Here is a 13,690-nt window from a genome sequence, read left to right as displayed (position 1 = left end):
TACCATCGAATTTTTCTATGGCTGCCCATGCGCGAACCCGTCGAAAGCGATCTTCTCAGAACTTTCCTCGTCGTCGTCGAGACTGCCAATTTCTCGGCTGCGGCGCAGCGCGTCGGCAGGACGCAGTCCGCAATCAGCGCGGCAATCAAGAAGCTGGAGGAGACGATCGGTGAGACGCTGTTCGAGCGTGGCGCCCGAGGCGTCGTGCTGACGCGTCAAGGTGTCCAGCTCGTCCCCTATGCCCGACGTGTCATCGATCTCTTGAGCGAGGCTGCAGCCACGATCCGGAGCAAGCCGCTCGGAGGCCCGGTCCGCATCGGCATCCCCGAGGAATATAGCCAGACGGTGCTGCCCGCCGCACTTGCGGCCTTTGCGGTGCGCCATCCCGCCGTCGAGGTCACGATCTCCTGCGATTATACCGTCCGCAACATCGCCGCCCTGGAACGCGACGAACTCGATCTCGCCGTCGTTTTCGACTGGAGCGATCAGATGAGTGGCGAAGTACTCTGCATCGATCCGACCGTCTGGGTGACCTCGATCGTCCACCGGCTGCATGACATCAACCCGCTGCCGATCGCCACCTACAGAGACTCAAGCTGGTGTCGCGAGTTTGCATTGAAGTCGCTGCACCAGCTCGGACGCAACTACCGGGTCGCTTTCATTGCCGATACCAGTTCCGGGCTGAAGAATGCAGTGACGGCCGGTCTGGCCGTCACCACGCTGTCACGCAGCAATATCCCGCCCGGCTGCCGGGAACTGACGACGGAGGACGGCTTCCCGCCGATCGATTCCTCCAAGGTCGTGCTTCGTCGCAACACGTTCCGGTCGAGCGAAGCGGTTCGCGAGCTTGCCGAGATGATCCGCGACGCCTTCCAGCCTATGGCCGCGCCTCCGATTGCCTGACGGGGCGCCTCAGCCGTCGCCTCGTTTCCGAGGGGCTTTCGGTATAGCTTGCCCGATAGCTTCGCGCAAAGGCGGAGGCCGAATTGAAGCCGGTTGAGGCTGCGATGTCGGCAAAGGACGCCGTCGTCTCGATCACCCTGCGCCGCGCTGCGTTCAGTCTCAGGGCAAGATAATGGATATGAGGCGGCGCACCGATCGACGCCTGGAAGAGATCCTGCAGGTGCCGGGCACTGATGCCGACCCTGCGTGCAAGCCGCGCCAGCACGATTGGCTGCTCGATATTGTCCTCCATCAACCGCACCGCCTGGGCCACGCGCGGATCGTCCACGCGCAAGCCTGCCGAGAGCGCCTCGTCGGCGTGAAAGGATGGCTGCTCGTAGCGGAACAGCCGGCTGACCTCGAGCGCCAGCGAATAGCTCTGGCGTCGCCGGATCACCTCCAGCATCAGGTCCACGGTCGGCAGCGAGCCTGATGTCGTCAGCCGCTTGCCGTCGATGACGAACCGGTCCTTGACAGCCAATACCTGCGGATAGGCAAGCGCGAAATCCTCGTAATCCTCCCAATGGACAGTGGCTGACAAGCCGTCGAGCAGGCAGGCTTCAGCAAGCAGCCAGGTGCCGGACTCAATGCCGGCGATCATCGTCCGGTGGCGTGCCGCCTGCGATAGCTGCATCTTCAGGCCTGCTGTCGCGCTTTGACGCCAGTTGTAGCTCGCCAACACGAAGAGCGGAGTATCTGATGCCGTGGTCTGGAACGTTCCCTGCGCCGGTATGGCAATGTGGCTGGTTGTCGGCACAGCCGCTCCGTCAGGGGTGAAAATGCGCCAGCTATAGAGCTCGCTGCCGGAGATGCGGTTTGCTCCCCGCAGCGGCTCGATCACTGAGGCAATCAGGATCAAATTGGTGTCCGGCAGGACGAGAAGATCGATGTCGAGCCGTTCCGTCGATCGCTCCAGCAAACTCCCCTCCCTGGTGTTCCGATAATGTATCGATCGATTCCGAAAATGCAAAGCATCCTCTCCCATCCTGGCGCGTAATGCCCTCAAGACGAGGGAGAACAACAAACATGCCTCTTGCGATGAACCGCGATGTTTTCATCACCTGCGCCGTCACCGGTGCCGGCGATACGGTTTCGAAATCCAGCCACGTTCCCATTACTCCCAAGCAGATCGCGGATTCCGCGATCGACGCCGCCAAGGCTGGGGCGGCAGTCGTTCACTGCCATGTTCGCGATCCGGAAACCGGTGCCGCGAGCCGTCGCAACGACCTCTACAAGGAGGTTACCGACCGCATCCGTTCGGCCGATATCGACGTGGTCCTCAATCTGACGGCCGGCATGGGCGGAGACCTGATTTTCGGAGACGTTGAAAGCCCCCTCCCCCTGAAGACAGAGGGGACCGATATGGCAGGGGCAACCGAGCGCGTCAGCCATGTCGCCGAATGCCTGCCGGAGATCTGCACGCTCGACTGCGGCACGATGAACTTCAGTCTCGGCGACTACGTCATGACCAACACGCCCGCCATGCTGCGGGCAATGGCGCAGAAGATGACCGATCTCGGCGTGCGCCCCGAGATCGAAGCCTTCGACACCGGCCATCTGTGGTTTGCAAAGCAGCTCGCCGAAGAGGGCCTGATCGAGGATCCGGTATTGATCCAGCTCTGCATGGGCATTCCGTGGGGTGCTCCTGACGATCTCAACACGTTCATGGCAATGGTCAACAACGTGCCCGACAGCTGGACTTTCTCGGCCTTTTCGATCGGCCGCAACGCCATGGCCTATCCGGCCGCCGCGGTTCTGGCGGGCGGCAATGTCCGGGTCGGGCTGGAGGACAATCTTTATGTCGGCAAGGGCGCGCTCGCCACCAATGCGCAGCTCGTCGAAAAGGCCGTGCAGGTGGTCGAAGGCATGGGCGCCCGGATCATCGGTCCTGAGGACGTCCGCAAGAAACTGAATTTGACGAAGCGCTGAGGACGACATGACAGGGATTAGCAAAGCGGCCTGTATCGGCGGCGGCGTCATCGGCGGCGGATGGATTGCACGTTTTCTGCTTGCCGGCATTGATGTCAGCGTCTTCGACCCGCATCCGGAAGCAAGCCGCATCGTCGGCGAGGTCCTTGCCAATGCGGAAAAGGCCTATGGGATGCTGACTGGCGCACCGCTACCGCCACGCGGCAGGCTCACCTTCGAAAAATCCCTGCAAGAGGCCGTCTCCGGTGCCGACTGGATCCAGGAAAGCGTGCCGGAACGGCTCGATTTGAAGCGCCGCGTCTTGAGCGAGATCGATGCTGCCGCACGCCCGGATGCCCTGATCGGCTCGTCTACCTCCGGCCTGCTGCCGAGCGACCTGCAGCGCGACATGAAGCATCCCGAACGCCTCTTCGTCGCCCATCCCTATAATCCCGTCTATCTGCTGCCGCTGGTGGAGATCGTCGGCGGCGAGAAGACCTCGAAAGCGACCATCGAGGCAGCGATGGAGCGCCTGGCTCCGATCGGCATGAAGGGGGTCCACATCGCAAAGGAGATCGAAGCCTTCGTCGGCGACCGGCTGCTGGAGGCGCTCTGGCGCGAAGCGCTCTGGCTCATCCATGACGATATCTGCACCGTCGAGACGCTCGACGACGTCATCCGCTATTCCTTCGGACTGCGCTGGGCGCAGATGGGCCTGTTCCAGACCTATCGCATCGCCGGCGGCGAGGCTGGCATGCGCCATTTCCTCGCCCAGTTCGGGCCATGCCTTGCCTGGCCTTGGACGAAGCTTACCGACGTCGTCGATCTCGACGAAGCGCTGATCGAGAAGATCGGAAAACAGTCCGACGAACAGGCTGCCGGCCTTTCAATCCGCGCACTGGAGCGCATCCGCGACGAAAACCTCGTCGGCATCCTGCAGGCGCTGAAGGCTGGAAACGACGGCAAGGGTTGGGGCGCTGGCGAGTTGCTGAAGGATTTCGAACGTGCCCTCTGGGCCGCAGGCGGCGGGAAAACCACTGCTGCCGATCCTACAGAGCCCCTGAAGCTCGTCGAGACGAAGGTAAGCCCCGCCTGGGTCGACTATAATGGCCATATGACGGAGCATCGCTACCTGCAGGTCTTTGGCGACACCTCCGACGCGCTCTTGCGCCTGATCGGGGTCGATCTTGCCTATGTCGAGGCCGGGCAGAGCTACTATACGGTCGAGACCCATATCCGCCATCTCGGCGAGGCAAAGCTCGGGCAGGCCATCCATTCGACATGCCAGATCCTCGCAGTCGATGAGAAGCGGCTGCACCTCTTCCACACGATCTGCGACACCGAGAGCGGCGCCGTGCTCGCCTCTGCCGAGCAGATGCTGCTGCATGTCGATACCGGCGCCGGCAAGGCGACCCCAGCGCCATCACACGTGCTCGACAAGGCGAATGCTATTGCGGCGGCTCACTCAACGCTGCCTCCCCCGGAAGGCGCCGGCCGCCATGTCGGTCCGAAACGGTAAGGAGATCAGCATGGATTTCGGCCTCAGCGAAGAACAGGAAATGATCGTCGAGACGGTCCGCGGCTTCGTCGAAACCGAAATCTATCCGTATGAAAACGAAGTCGAGCGCACCGGCATCGTCCCGCCGGATCTCGCCGTTGAGATCCGGCGCAAGTGCATCGATCTCGGTTTCTATGCCTGCAATTTCCCCGAAGAGGCTGGCGGCGCCGGCCTCGACCATGTCACCTTCACGCTGGTCGAGCGTGAGCTTGGCCGCGGCTCAATGGCGCTGACGGTCTTTTTCGGCCGTCCCTCTGGCATCCTGATGGCCTGCAATAAGGAGCAGCGCGAACGCTATCTCCTGCCTGCCGTCCGCGGCGAGAAGATCGACGCGTTGGCGATCACCGAGCCCGATGCCGGCTCCGACATGCGCGGCATGAAATGCACCGCTCGCAGCAACGGCAGCGATTTCGTGCTCAATGGCACCAAGCATTTCATTTCGCATGCCGATGCCGCCGATTTCATCATCGTCTTTGCCGCAACCGGCGAGGAGGAAACGCCAAAGGGCCTTAAGAAGAAGATCACCGCATTTCTGGTCGACCGCGGCACGCCGGGCTTCGAAATTCTCAAAGGCTATGATTCTGTCTCCCACCGCGGCTATCAAAATTGTACCCTGAGCTTTGCCGACTGCCGTATTCCGCAGTCCCAGGTGCTTGGCGAACTCCATCGCGGTTTCGAGCTTGCCAACCAGTGGCTCTATGGCACGCGGCTGACGGTCGCCGCCACCTGCGTCGGCCGGGCGCGCCGCGTCTTCGACATGGCTTTGTCCTATGCCGCCGAGCGCAAGCAGTTCGGCAGGCCGATCGGCGCCAACCAGGGCGTCTCCTTCAAGCTTGCCGACATGATCACGGAGATCGACGCAGCCGACTGGCTGACGCTTTCGGCGGCATGGCGCCTGGATGCCGGCCTGTCCTCCGATCGCGAAATCGCGTCGGCCAAGCTCTACGCCTCTGAAATGCTTGCCCGCGTCACGGATGAGACGATCCAGATCTATGGCGGCATGGGCCTGATGGACGACCTGCCGCTCGCCCGCTTCTGGCGTGATGCACGTGTCGAGCGCATCTGGGACGGCACATCGGAGATCCAGCGGCATATCATCAGCCGCGATCTCCTGCGGCCTCTGGGAGCGTAGCCGATGACGTCCCGCCCGCTCGAGCGCCTGTTCAGACCACAAACGATCGCCGTCTTCGGTGGCCGTGAGGCGCGCCGGGTGATCGAACAGTGCGACCGGATGGGGTTTGCGGGTGAGATCTGGCCCGTTCATCCGACGCTCGACGAGGTCCTCGGACGGCGCTGTTACAAGAACGTTTCCGAACTGCCCTCTCCGCCAGACGCGGCCTTCGTCGGCGTCAACAGAACATTGACCATCGAGATCGTCCGCAGCCTGTCGGCGGCTGGCGCCGGCGGCGCAGTCTGTTATGCCTCGGGCTTCAGCGAGGCCGTGGCGGAACTTGCCGATGGCGCCGACCTGCAAAAGGCGCTGATTGCCGCTGCAGGCGATATGCCGATCCTTGGGCCGAACTGCTACGGCTTCATCAACGGCCTCGACGGCGCGCTGCTCTGGCCCGACCAGCACGGCATGGCGCGTGTCGATCGCGGCGTGGCGATCCTGACCCAATCGTCGAATATAGCGCTCAACCTGACCATGCAGACACGTGGTCTGCCGATCGCCTATGTCGTAACGGCAGGCAACCAGGCGCAAACTTCGCTGTCCGACGTCGCCTGTGGCCTGCTTTCCGACCCCCGCGTGACGGCGCTTGGCCTGCATATCGAAGGCTTTGGAGATCCAGCAGCGCTCGAACGGCTCGCCACTACCGCCCGCCTGACGCGAAAGCCTGTCGTCGTGCTGAAAGTCGGCAAGTCCGAACAGGCAAGGCAGGCAACGCTCTCCCACACCGCATCGCTTGCCGGTGGCGATGCACTGGCCGATGCGGTGCTTGCCCGCCTAGGCCTGGGTCGCGTCGAAACGCTGCCGGCGCTGCTTGAAACACTCAAGCTCCTGCATGTCGCCGGCCCGCTGCCAGGCCCTTCAATCTCCTCGATGAGCTGTTCGGGTGGCGAGGCCTCGTTGATGGCGGATGCCGCAATCGGGCGCGCCGTCACGTTCCGGGACCTCGAACCCGAGCAATTGCCGCGTCTGAGACGCATACTTGGCGATATGGTGACACTCTCCAATCCGCTCGACTACCACACGTTTGTGTGGGGTGATCTTGCGCGCCAGAAAGAGGCTTTCACTGCCATGTTCGAGGGCAGCTACGCCCTTAATCTCGTCGTGCTCGATTTTCCCCGCACCGACCGGTGCAGTACAGCCGACTGGGTGACGACGGCGGATGCCGTCATTGCCGCAGCCGCTGCGACAGGCGCACTCGCCGGGATCCTGGCGACCCTGCCCGAGACCATGCCGGAAGCCGTTGCCAGCCGCCTGATCGCCGAAGGCGTCGTTCCCTTCTGCGGCATAGATGAAGTCCTGATTGCTGCGGAAGTCGCAGCCGGTATCGGCCGTGCTTGGCGCAAACCACCTCCTCTGCCGCTTCTCGATGTGTCGCCCGTTGAAGGTGCAATCGAAACGCTGACGGAGGCCGATGCCAAGGCCGAACTCAACCTCGCCGGCCTTCGAATACCCAAAGGCCTGATTGCAAGCTCGCCCCTTCAGGCGGCAGACTGCGCTGAGCGGATCGGTTTCCCCGTCGTCCTGAAAGCTCTGGGCATCGCCCACAAGACAGAGGCTGGCGCAGTCGCACTCAACCTGAAGGATGCGAAGGCCGTATCGGATGCCGCATCAAAGATGGCTGCGACAAGCGGTTTTCTGGTCGAGCAGATGATCGACCGTCCCGTCGCCGAGCTGATTATCGGCGCCTCCCGCGACCCGGTTTTCGGATTATCACTGACGCTTGGCGCCGGCGGGATTTTCGTCGAATTGCTGGAGGATTCCGTCATTTTGCCGTTGCCGACGACGAGAGCGGAGATTTCCGAGGCAATTACACGCCTGAAGATCGCAAAACTGATCGATGGCTATCGTGGACGCCCGAGAGGCGACCTCGAGGCGACCGTAACGGCTGTCGCACGGGCGGCAGATTATGTCGTAATGAATGCGGCACGGCTGGAGGAACTGGACATTAATCCATTGTTGGTTCTTCCCGAAAGTCGCGGCGTTGCCGCAGTCGATGCCCTGATCCGGCGAAGGAGGTAGCATAGGTTGAGCGACCCCATTCGCACCCGACAGGTTGGCGCAGTGCTGGAAGTCATCATCGATCGGCCGAAGGCAAATGCCATCGACCTTGCCACCAGCCGCGCCATGGGACTGATATTCCGTGATTTCCGCGACGACCCTACGCTGCGCGTGGCGATCATCTCCGGCGCGGGCGAGAAATTCTTCTGTGCCGGATGGGACCTGAAGGCAGCCGCTGCAGGCGACGCGGTCGACGGCGATTATGGTGTCGGCGGTTTCGGCGGGCTGCAGGAACTGCGCGATCTCAACAAGCCGGTCATCTGTGCTGTCAACGGCATCTGTTGCGGCGGCGGGCTGGAGATCGCGCTCTCGGCCGACCTGATCCTAGCAGCCGAGCATGCGACCTTCGCCCTTCCGGAAATCCGCTCCGGCACGGTTGCCGACGCCGCTTCGGTGAAGCTGCCGAAGCGCATTCCCTATCATATCGCCATGGACATGCTTTTGACCGGCCGCTGGCTTGACGTCCAGGAGGCGCATCGCTGGGGTTTCGTCAACGAAATCCTGCCAACGGACAAGCTGATGGAGCGGGCCTGGGATCTTGCCCGCCTGCTCGAAAGCGGACCGCCGCTCGTCTATGCGGCAATCAAGGAAATCGTGCGTGAATCGGAGGGCTCGACCTTCCAGACTGCCATGAACAAAATCACCAAACGGCAGTTTGCAACGGTCGACAGGCTCTATTCGAGCGAGGACCAATTGGAGGGCGCACGGGCTTTCGCCGAGAAACGAAGCCCTAACTGGAAAGGACGCTAACAAGGCGGCGGCAACCGCATCGTCTTCCCGCAAGCGTACGGGCACCACGAACGGAAGAGGAAACCGCGCGTGGATCATGCCCAAAATCGAAGTCAACGCACCATAAGAAGGAGAAGGGGAATGAACGACTACACGAAATATCTCGCAAGCCGGGTGACCGCCGGCGGCCTCAGCCGCCGCGAATTCCTGGGACGTGCCATGGCAGCCGGCCTGACGCTTGCTGTTGCCGACAAGCTCTTTACCGAAAGTGCCGAAGCCGCCGAACCGAAGCGCGGCGGTCATCTGAAGCTTGGCCTGGAGGGCGGAGCTGCAACCGACTCCAAGGATCCGGCGAAATTCCTGTCACAGTTCATGTTCTGCGTCGGTCGCTGCTGGGGCGACATGCTGGTTGAATCCGACCCGCTGACGGGTGCCGCGGTGCCGGCGCTTGCCGAATCCTGGGAGCCGTCGAAGGATGCGGCGATCTGGACCTTCAAGATCCGCAAGGGCGTCAAGTTCCACAATGGCAAGGAACTGACGATCGATGATGTGGTCGCGACCCTCAAGCGTCATACTGACAAGGCATCGGAATCCGGCGCGCTCGGCGTTCTCGGCTCGATCAAGGAAATCAAGGCGGACGGCGCCGACCTTGTTCTGACGCTGTCTGAAGGCAATGCCGACATGCCGCTGCTTTTGACCGACTATCATCTGGTCATCCAGCCGAACGGCGGTGTGGACGATCCGCTCGCCTCGATCGGCACCGGCCCCTACAAACTGACGAGCTTCGAGGCGGGCGTGCGCGCCACCTTCGAGAAAAACGCCGACGACTGGCGCACCGATCGTGGCTATGTCGATTCCGTCGAAATCATCGGGATGAACGATGCCACGGCGCGCATCGCCGCACTTTCGTCCGGCCAGGTGCACTACATCAACCGCGTCGATCCGAAGACTGTCGATCTCCTGAAGCGCGCTCCGACTGTCGAAATCCTTTCGACTGCCGGACGTGGCCACTACGTCTTCATCATGCATTGCGACAAGGCACCGTTCGACAATAACGACCTGCGCCTCGCGCTCAAATACGCCATGGATCGTGAAACCATGGTGCAGAAGATCCTCGGCGGTTACGGCAAAGTCGGCAACGATTTCCCGATCAATAGCACCTACGCGCTGTTCCCAGAGGGCATCGAACAGCGCGCCTATGATCCGGACAAGGCGGCCTTCCACTACAAGAAGTCGGGCCATAGCGGCTCGGTTCTGCTGCGCACATCGGAAGTCGCCTTCCCGGGTGGCGTCGATGCTGCCGTCCTCTATCAGGAAAGCTGCAAGAAAGCCGGCATCGAGATAGAGGTCAAGCGCGAGCCCGGCGACGGCTACTGGTCGAACGTCTGGAACGTCCAGCCCTTCTCCACATCCTACTGGGGCGGGCGTCCGACGCAGGACCAGATGTATTCCACCGCCTACCTTTCGACGGCCGACTGGAACGACACCCGCTTCAAGCGTCCGGATTTCGACAAGCTTTTGCTTCAGGCCCGTTCCGAACTCGACGAGGCCAAGCGCAAGGAGCTCTATCGCGCCATGGCGATGATGGTCCGCGACGAAGGTGGCGTCATCCTGCCGATGTTCAACGACTTCGTGAACGCCTCCACCAAACAGGTGAAAGGCTATGTCCACGACATCGGCAACGACATGTCGAATGGATACGTCGCGACACGCGTCTGGCTGGAGGCCTGACGAAGGGCGTCTGCCCTCCGATCTCCACCGAAGCCAGGACCGTGGGATACCCCCCGCGGTCCTCCTGACGTTTCAGCGCGAGGCCTTCATCATGTCCAATCCGATCCCAGGCAATATCCTGCCCGGCCTTAGGTTCCGGCAGCGTTTTCCGCTGCTTGCCCTCATTCTCGAGCGCTTCGTGCTCAGCATCATCCTGCTCTTTGCCGTCTCCATCCTGATCTTCGGCGGCCTTGAAGCCCTGCCTGGCGATTTCGCCACGACCTATCTCGGCCAGTCGGCAACGCCGCAGGCGGTTGCCAATATCCGCAAAGATCTCGGGCTCGACCGGCCGGTGACGACACGCTACGTCGAATGGCTCGGAAATGCCGTAAAGGGGGATTTCGGCACCTCCTGGGCCAGCAAGAATTCCGTCAGCGAGCAGATAGGCAAGCGGCTCGGCAACTCGCTCTTCCTTGCGGGATTTGCCGCGTTGATCTCCGTTCCGCTTGCCGTCGGTCTCGGCATGGTCTCGGTACACTTCCGAAACCGCCTGCCGGACAAGATCATCAACATCATTTCGCTTGCGGCAATCTCGTTGCCGGAATTCTTCATCGGCTACCTGCTCATCATGTTTTTCGCCGTGAAATTCGGCGTCGCCACCTTTCCCGCCACGGTCTACGAGAGCATGGGCTTCGTCGACCGGCTGAAGGCCATCGCCCTGCCGACGGCGACCCTCGTGCTCGTCGTGCTTGCCCACATGATGCGCATGACACGCGCTGCAATTCTCTCCGTCATGTCGTCGGCCTATATGGAAACGGCAGAATTGAAGGGGCTTTCTGCATTCCGCTCGATCGTCAAGCATGCCGCGCCGAACGCACTTGCACCGATCATCAACGTCGTGGCGCTGAACCTTGCCTATCTTGTGGTGGGCGTGGTCGTGGTCGAGGTGGTCTTCGTCTACCCGGGTATGGGCCAGTATATGGTCGATGCCGTCACCGTGCGCGACATGCCGGTGGTGCAGGCCTGCGGCCTGATCTTTGCTTCCGTCTACATTTTCCTCAACATGCTGGCTGACATCCTCGCCATCATCGCCAATCCCAGGCTGAGGCATCCAAGATGAGATTGAGAGACATCCCCATCACCGCCTGGATCGGCATGATCGGCATCGCCGTCGCTTTCATCTTCGCGCTCTTTGCGCCCTTCATCGCTCCCCACGGCGAGACCGAGGTCGTCGGCAGCGTCTGGCAGATACCGGACGCGCAATATATCTTCGGCCTCGACAATCTCGGCCGTGACATCCTCTCTCGTCTGATCTACGGCGCGCGCACAACACTCTTCGTGGCACTCGCCGCCACCATCATCTCCTTTTCGCTAGGCGTCATCTTGAGCTTCACGGCAGCCGTCTCGCGCGGGATGATCGACATGATCTTCTCCCGTTTCAACGACTTGATGATGTCGATCCCGACGCTGATCTTCGCGCTCGTGGTACTTGCTGTCCTGCCACAGAACATCATCGTGCTGATCCTCGTCATGGCTATCCTCGATTCCACCCGTGTCTATCGTCTCGGCCGTGCCGTGGCGCTCGATGTCGCGGTCATGGAATTCGTCGAGGCGGCCAAGCTGCGCGGCGAAGGAAAGCTCTGGATCATCTTCCGGGAGATTCTGCCGAATACCATGACGCCGCTGCTTGCCGAGTTCGGCCTGCGTTTTGCCTTCTCGATCCTGTTCCTGTCGACATTGTCCTTCCTCGGTCTCGGCATCCAGCCGCCTTCGGCCGACTGGGGCGGGATGGTCAAAGACAACAAGGACGGCATCATCTTCGGCATTTCGGCCGCCCTCGTGCCGGGGACGGCGATCGCCGTGCTTGCCGTCTGTGTCAACCTTGTTGTCGACTGGCTTTTGAAACGAACCTCGAGCCTCAAGGGAGGGCGCGGCGATGCCTGATCTTCTTTCCGTGCGCAATCTCAAGATCGAAGCCACCAGCTATCCACCGGGCGAAGCGCCGAAGCGTGTGACCATCGTCGACGGCGTTTCCTTTGATGTGCAGAAAGGCCGGGTGCTCGGCCTGATCGGCGAATCCGGCGCCGGAAAGTCGACGATCGGGCTCTCTGCACTTGCCTATGGTCGCGGCGGCGCGGAGATTACCGGTGGCCAGGTGCTGCTTGACGGCAGCGATATACTCACCCTCGGCAGGGGCGGCATCCGGCAGATCCGTGGCGCCCGCGTCTGCTACGTCGCACAGTCGGCCGCGGCCGCCTTCAATCCCGCCCACCGGCTCGGCGACCAGGTGATCGAGGCCTCGGTCAAGCACGGGCTGATGAATAAGCAGGAGGCGAAGAAACGGGCGCTCTACTTGTTTCAGGTGCTTGGTCTTCCCCATCCCGAAAGCTTCGGCGAACGCTTCCCCCACCAGGTCTCGGGCGGCCAGCTGCAGCGGGCCATGACGGCGATGGCGCTCTGCTCCAATCCCGAACTGATCGTCTTCGACGAGCCAACCACGGCGCTTGACGTCACCACCCAGATCGACGTGCTGGCGGCGATCAAGCATGCGATCGAAGAGACCCATACCGCTGCTCTCTACATCACCCATGATCTGGCTGTCGTCGCGCAGATCTCCGATGACATTATGGTGCTGCGGCACGGCAGAACCGTGGAATATGGCAGCGTCAAGCAGATCATCGAAGAACCGCGGGAGGATTATACGCGCGCCCTCGTCAATGTCCGGCAAACGCTGCGACAGGAGGCGATTGACCAGTCCGACACACTGTTGAAGGTCGAAAACGTCAGCGCGGAATATTCCAATGGCTTCAGGGTGCTAAACGACATCAGCCTGCATGTCCCAAAGGGACAGACGCTGGCAATCGTCGGCGAATCTGGCTCGGGAAAGTCGACGCTTGCCCGCGCCATCACCGGGCTCTTGGCACCGACCGCCGGTACGATATCCTTTGCCGGAAAACCACTGACGCCTGAAGTCCGGCATCGGCCACGCGACGACCTGCGCCGCATCCAGCTCATCTATCAGATGGCCGACACGGCGATGAACCCGCGCCAGACCGTGCGCGACATCATCGGCCGGCCGCTGACCTTCTACTACGGCCTGCGCGGCACCAGGAAGACTGCCCGGGTGAAGGAACTGCTCGACCAGATCGAGATGGGCAACGGCTTCATGAACCGCTACCCGGCCGAACTTTCCGGCGGGCAGAAGCAACGCGTGGCGATCGCACGCGCCCTTGCCGCGAGACCCGAGCTCATCCTCTGCGACGAGCCGACCTCAGCGCTCGACCCGCTGGTGGCCGAAGGTATCCTGAAGCTGCTGCTGCGCCTGCAGGAGGAGGAAAAGCTCTCCTATGTCTTCATCACCCACGACATCGCCATCGTGCGCGCCATTGCAGATAGTGTCGCTGTGATGCATCGCGGCAGGCTCGTGCGCTTCGGCCCGAAGGCGAAGGCGCTCTCGCCGCCCTTCGACGACTATACCGACCTGCTGTTGAAATCCGTTCCCGAAATGGAGATCGGTTGGCTGGAAAAGGTGCTCGCCACCCGCCGGATGGAAAGTGCCGGAAACTGAACCATTGAGGCGGCCAATCCCAGTTGGCTGCCCGAACAATTGCTTC

General features: G+C 61.8%; 11 protein-coding genes. 10 read left to right on the top strand and 1 reads right to left on the bottom strand.

Annotated features, from left to right (window positions below; translation table 11 throughout):
• Positions 1-27: 27 nt before the first annotated feature.
• Complete coding sequence (locus AC1DUP_RS04870; protein WP_113298815.1) at positions 28-903, top strand: LysR family transcriptional regulator; 876 nt, start codon at positions 28-30, stop codon at positions 901-903.
• On the opposite strand, the gene AC1DUP_RS04865 is transcribed toward AC1DUP_RS04870, so the two are convergent.
• Positions 878-1,927 carry a GlxA family transcriptional regulator gene (locus AC1DUP_RS04865; RefSeq protein WP_477832277.1) on the bottom strand — a complete coding sequence of 350 codons (1,050 nt, stop codon included), beginning with the start codon at positions 1,925-1,927 and terminating at the stop codon, positions 878-880. The two genes, AC1DUP_RS04870 and AC1DUP_RS04865, sit on opposite strands and share 26 nt — an antisense overlap.
• Positions 1,928-1,968: 41 nt before the next feature.
• Between AC1DUP_RS04865 and bcoG the strand changes: the two genes are divergently transcribed.
• The 9 genes from bcoG (at position 1,969) to AC1DUP_RS04820 (ending at position 13,644) form a co-directional block, all read left to right on the top strand.
• Positions 1,969-2,871 (top strand): 3-dehydrocarnitine:acetyl-CoA trimethylamine transferase BcoG, encoded by a 903-nt coding sequence (gene bcoG / locus AC1DUP_RS04860; protein ID WP_477832217.1) that lies wholly within the window; start codon positions 1,969-1,971, stop codon positions 2,869-2,871.
• A 7-nt stretch (positions 2,872-2,878) separates the two neighbouring features.
• Positions 2,879-4,369 carry a carnitine 3-dehydrogenase gene (locus AC1DUP_RS04855; protein ID WP_477832216.1) on the top strand — a complete coding sequence of 497 codons (1,491 nt, stop codon included), beginning with the start codon at positions 2,879-2,881 and terminating at the stop codon, positions 4,367-4,369.
• Positions 4,370-4,379: 10 nt separating this feature from the next.
• Positions 4,380-5,540, top strand: coding sequence for an acyl-CoA dehydrogenase family protein (locus tag AC1DUP_RS04850; protein ID WP_477832215.1), 1,161 nt, complete (start codon positions 4,380-4,382; stop codon positions 5,538-5,540).
• A 3-nt stretch (positions 5,541-5,543) separates the two neighbouring features.
• Positions 5,544-7,598, top strand: a complete 2,055-nt coding sequence (locus AC1DUP_RS04845; RefSeq protein WP_477832214.1) for an acetate--CoA ligase family protein — start codon at positions 5,544-5,546, stop codon at positions 7,596-7,598.
• A gap of 6 nt (positions 7,599-7,604) precedes the next feature.
• Complete coding sequence (locus tag AC1DUP_RS04840; RefSeq protein WP_477832213.1) at positions 7,605-8,387, top strand: carnitinyl-CoA dehydratase; 783 nt, start codon at positions 7,605-7,607, stop codon at positions 8,385-8,387.
• Positions 8,388-8,507: 120 nt separating this feature from the next.
• Positions 8,508-10,097, top strand: coding sequence for an ABC transporter substrate-binding protein (locus AC1DUP_RS04835; RefSeq protein WP_113298640.1), 1,590 nt, complete (start codon positions 8,508-8,510; stop codon positions 10,095-10,097).
• Between the two features lie 91 nt (positions 10,098-10,188).
• The gene (locus tag AC1DUP_RS04830) at positions 10,189-11,196 is read left to right on the top strand and encodes an ABC transporter permease (RefSeq protein ID WP_115037792.1); all 1,008 of its coding nucleotides are present in this window, start codon (positions 10,189-10,191) and stop codon (positions 11,194-11,196) included.
• Positions 11,193-12,020, top strand: coding sequence for an ABC transporter permease (locus AC1DUP_RS04825; RefSeq protein ID WP_113309041.1), 828 nt, complete (start codon positions 11,193-11,195; stop codon positions 12,018-12,020). The genes AC1DUP_RS04830 and AC1DUP_RS04825 overlap by 4 nt, the downstream gene beginning before the upstream one ends.
• Entirely contained in the window at positions 12,013-13,644 is a 1,632-nt protein-coding gene (locus tag AC1DUP_RS04820; protein WP_115037793.1) for an ABC transporter ATP-binding protein, read from the top strand. Before AC1DUP_RS04825 ends, AC1DUP_RS04820 begins: the two co-directional genes overlap by 8 nt.
• The last annotated feature ends 46 nt before the right edge of the window (positions 13,645-13,690 follow it).

This window comes from Rhizobium sp. 01L419 (genome assembly GCF_056400025.1).
This window is presented reverse-complemented; position numbering and strand designations above follow the sequence as displayed.

Bases quoted from the DNA above. Each gene is read 5' to 3' on its own strand.
- AC1DUP_RS04865 (WP_477832277.1), bottom strand. From the start codon at position 1,927: ATGGGAGAGGATGCTTTGCATTTTCGGAATCGATCGATACATTATCGG.
- AC1DUP_RS04870 (WP_113298815.1), top strand. From the start codon at position 28: ATGCGCGAACCCGTCGAAAGCGATCTTCTCAGAACTTTCCTCGTCGTC.
- AC1DUP_RS04830 (WP_115037792.1), top strand. From the start codon at position 10,189: ATGTCCAATCCGATCCCAGGCAATATCCTGCCCGGCCTTAGGTTCCGG.
- AC1DUP_RS04850 (WP_477832215.1), top strand. From the start codon at position 4,380: ATGGATTTCGGCCTCAGCGAAGAACAGGAAATGATCGTCGAGACGGTC.
- AC1DUP_RS04835 (WP_113298640.1), top strand. From the start codon at position 8,508: ATGAACGACTACACGAAATATCTCGCAAGCCGGGTGACCGCCGGCGGC.
- AC1DUP_RS04855 (WP_477832216.1), top strand. From the start codon at position 2,879: ATGACAGGGATTAGCAAAGCGGCCTGTATCGGCGGCGGCGTCATCGGC.
- AC1DUP_RS04820 (WP_115037793.1), top strand. From the start codon at position 12,013: ATGCCTGATCTTCTTTCCGTGCGCAATCTCAAGATCGAAGCCACCAGC.
- bcoG (WP_477832217.1), top strand. From the start codon at position 1,969: ATGCCTCTTGCGATGAACCGCGATGTTTTCATCACCTGCGCCGTCACC.
- AC1DUP_RS04845 (WP_477832214.1), top strand. From the start codon at position 5,544: ATGACGTCCCGCCCGCTCGAGCGCCTGTTCAGACCACAAACGATCGCC.
- AC1DUP_RS04825 (WP_113309041.1), top strand. From the start codon at position 11,193: ATGAGATTGAGAGACATCCCCATCACCGCCTGGATCGGCATGATCGGC.